Source organism: Nostoc cycadae WK-1 (assembly GCF_002897135.1).
In the GTDB taxonomy this organism is placed as follows: Bacteria; Cyanobacteriota; Cyanobacteriia; order Cyanobacteriales; family Nostocaceae; genus Nostoc_B.
This window is the reverse complement of the sequence record NZ_DF978482.1, coordinates 1-1,276: the sequence shown is the minus strand read 5'-3', so window position 1 is coordinate 1,276 and position 1,276 is coordinate 1. Positions and strand designations below refer to the sequence as shown.

Annotated in this window: 2 protein-coding genes and 1 pseudogene; 1 reads left to right on the top strand and 2 read right to left on the bottom strand. The window is 38.6% G+C overall.

Going from position 1 to position 1,276, the window contains the following annotated elements; translation table 11 throughout:
* The coding region (locus NCWK1_RS28975) for an IS630 family transposase (RefSeq protein WP_245895025.1) at window positions 1-418 on the bottom strand (418 nt) is incomplete at its 3' end.
* Between the two features lie 47 nt (window positions 419-465).
* The gene (locus NCWK1_RS28970; protein WP_103127055.1) at window positions 466-966 is read right to left on the bottom strand and encodes a helix-turn-helix domain-containing protein; all 501 of its coding nucleotides are present in this window, start codon (window positions 964-966) and stop codon (window positions 466-468) included.
* 104 nt (window positions 967-1,070) lie between these two features.
* On the opposite strand from NCWK1_RS28970, the pseudogene rpoC1 reads away from it, so the two are divergent.
* A pseudogene (gene rpoC1 / locus NCWK1_RS28965) lies at window positions 1,071-1,276 on the top strand (DNA-directed RNA polymerase subunit gamma); the annotation flags it as partial.

Genomic DNA, 1,276 nt, shown 5'->3' with positions numbered 1-1,276 from the left:
TTAATTCATCTAACGTAGTAAAACTTTCCCAAGCCAAATGTCTTTTAACTTCTTCCCATAACCGCTCAATTGGATTAACTTGCGGCGTATGTGGGGGTTGGAACAATAAAATTATATTCTCTGGTATCTGAAGATATTGGCTAAAATGAAAAGCACCGTTGTCTAACTGAATAATATGTATATCTTGGGAATAAGTAGCAGAGAATTTTTCTAAAAAGATCTGAAAACAAGCTGCATTTAAATGAGAAAATTCCCAAATAAAATATTCTCCCGTTAACGGTTCTACTAATCCGTATAAATAAAAATTATCCCGTTTCCACTGCATGATACCGATAGGTTTAGTCCCAAAGTTGGTAATTAATCTACCCGCTTCAGTCTTTAACCCCACACGGCTTTCATCCTCACACCAATACCTAATTTTTCTTTGTCTATCTATTGGTGGTATGACATATTTCTGAATTACTTCTAGGTATTGTGGGAGTTTTTTTTAAACTCTTCTTCCGCTTCTGGTTGGTGTTTAATGCCTACTGCACGCGGCACTTTTAGCTTCGCTTTCATTCGATAACGCACTGTATCGTGTACTACTTTGTATGAAGCTTCTACACCCTCTACCGCTTTTAACCATGTTCGGATTTCTTCATAACTTTTAAATCCCTGGGGGTCTTCTAGTTCCTTTGAAAGTTGCTCTCGAACATCTGTGTTCATAATTGGTGGTCGCCCTGAACCTTTTTTTCTTGATACCAGAGTGTCAATTCCCGATTCTGCATAAGCCTTTAACCACCTTTGCACTGTGGCACTTCCTCTTCCCAACACTACTGCCAAATCTTGGATTGTCTTTACCTGCTGTATTTTCAGTAAATACAATGCTTGAATACGTTCTTTCCCTAATACGGTTTTTTGTTTTTTCAGCAGTTCACGTAATTCTTCTGCTGACTCTTTTATTTTTACTTTTGTGACTCCAGCCATGAACTTCTGCTCATATTTCTGATTTAACTATTTTTATCATTTTTTTAGTGAAATGGTATAACGGCTGTCTCTTATACACATCTAGATGTGTATAAGAGACAGGAGGTATTGTTTGCGAACGCTGTGGTGTAGAAGTCACAGAATCTAGGGTGCGCCGCCATCGTATGGGGTATATCAAACTCGCAGCACCTGTAGCCCATGTCTGGTATCTCAAAGGTATTCCCAGTTATATTGCCATCCTGTTGGATATGCCTTTGAGGGATGTAGAACAAATAGTGTATTTCAACTCGTATGTTGTTCTCAGCCCTGG